1 protein-coding gene is annotated in these 1,238 nt (G+C 70.2%); it reads right to left on the reverse strand.

The features are described 5' to 3' along the window. Positions 1-1,110, reverse strand: a 1,110-nt coding sequence (locus EN742_RS35360) for an ABC transporter permease subunit (RefSeq protein WP_128333909.1), incomplete at its 3' end; no start/stop codon positions are given. Between the last annotated feature and the right edge of the window lie 128 nt (positions 1,111-1,238).

Raw genomic sequence — 1,238 nt, forward strand, 5'->3', positions numbered from 1 at the left:
CTCCAGCAATGTCTTGCGGCCGGCACAGCGCTTCAGGGCCAGCGCCCGGCGCGCCGCGATCAGCGCCAGCGACATCGCCACCGCGAGCGACGCCGACAGGAAGGCCAGCACCACGCTGGTCTGCGTCGCCTGCCGCACCGCGCTCTCGCCGGCGAGCCGGCCGAGATCGGCGCCGAGGCCCGCCGCGACCGTGGCCGCCATCGGTCCGGCGACGAACAGCAGCGCGAGCACGATCAGAGCCGCGTTCAGCGAGGTTTCCGCCGGGCTCGCCGAAAAGTACCGGCGCGGCGCCACCGGCAGGTTGGCGTCGCCGACGGTGTTGGCGCCGAGCCGCGTCAGTGCAAGCACTACGGCGAAGGTCAGCGCGATCTGCAGCAGCGTCAGCGTCACCGCCCGCGCCGGATCGAAATCGAAGCGCAGCGCCTGGTAGATGGCGACCTCCAGCGTCGTGGCGGCCGGCCCGCCGCCGAGCGTCAGCACGATGGTGAAGGAGGTGATGCAAAGCATGAAGACCAGCCCGGAGACACCGGGCAGCGCTGCCCGCAACGCCGGCCATTCGATCAGCCGGAAGGCGGGCCGACCGCCCATGCCGAGCTGGCTTGCCAATCGCCAGTGATTGGCCGGCACCGTGCCCAGCGCCTCGAGGAACAGCCGCGTGGCCAGGGGCAAGTTGAAGAAGACATGGGCAACGAGGATGCCGGACAGTCCGTAGATGCCCGGCCAGTTCCGTCCGCCGAGCAGGCCGGCGAAATAGCCGGCATTGCCGTAGAGCGCCAGGATGCCGAGCGCCGCGACAATGGCCGGCAGCGCCAGCGGCAGGGCGAAGAGCTGCAGGATCAGCCCGCGGCCCGGAAAAAGCGGATGCCGGGAGAGCGCGCGCGCGACGAACAGCGCCGGCACAACGGAAAGCAGGGTCGACAACAGCGCCTGCCAGAGTGTGAAGCGGACGACGCGCAGGATATAGGGATCGAAGGCCGAGGCGGCGCCGGAGAAATCATGCGCGCCTTCAAGGACGAGGCCGGCGAACGCCCCGCCGATCAGCAAGGTGATGGCGCCTAGCGCGGCGATGCCGGCGGTGATGCGGGGGTCAGAGCGAGGCGCGAGCTGCACGCTGCACCCTGGCGGAACTTAGCGAAAGCCGCGTTCCTTCGCCCCCCCCTCTGTCCTGCCGGACATCTCCCCCTCTAGGGGGGAGATCAGCAGCGTCGACGCCGCGTTCCATCCCACACCGCCAAAGG

Source organism: Mesorhizobium sp. M4A.F.Ca.ET.020.02.1.1 (assembly GCF_004022645.1).
In the GTDB taxonomy this organism is placed as follows: domain Bacteria; phylum Pseudomonadota; class Alphaproteobacteria; order Rhizobiales; family Rhizobiaceae; genus Mesorhizobium.